This is a genomic window from Pseudomonas sp. Fl5BN2 (assembly GCF_009908205.1).
Classification (GTDB): domain Bacteria; phylum Pseudomonadota; class Gammaproteobacteria; order Pseudomonadales; family Pseudomonadaceae; genus Aquipseudomonas.
The window spans coordinates 1-458 of sequence record NZ_JAAARL010000064.1 but is presented as its reverse complement, the minus strand read 5'-3'; the positions used below and the strand labels follow the sequence as shown (position 1 = coordinate 458).

The following is a 458-nucleotide window of genomic DNA, read 5'->3' as shown; positions in this document are numbered from 1 at the left end:
GTTAACGCTTATTGCGGCTTGCGACGACCGAAGCCCGGGCGCTGACCCGAACCTGCCGGTGCGCCACGGCGCTTGCCCGACGGTGCATCATCGACCAGCTTGGGGCCCGAACGGGTTGGCTTGGGCGAACGCTTGTTCACTTCGCTCGGACGCTCTGCAACCGGCGCGCCGCGACCCGCAGGTACACGATCGGTACGACCGGCCGGCTTACGGGCCGGACGGGCTGCTTCATCACGGGCCGGACGCGCCGGGCGCTCGCCTTCGATGTGCGGCTGGCGTGCTGGACGCGGAGCCAGTGGCGCACCTTCGGCCGGACGCAGGGTACGGGCAACGCGATCGGTACGGGCCACAGGGCGCGACGATTTACGCTGCATACGCTCAAGCTTGTCTTTGCTCTTGGCGTTCATCTGCGGCATGGCAACCGGCGTGAGGCCGACTTCAGCACTGAGGATATCAAC

General features: G+C 67.2%; 1 pseudogene. It reads right to left on the bottom strand.

The window, feature by feature from the left end:
• Positions 1-8: 8 nt before the first annotated feature.
• Positions 9-458, bottom strand: a pseudogene (locus GV819_RS32565) (23S rRNA pseudouridine(2605) synthase RluB); the annotation flags it as partial.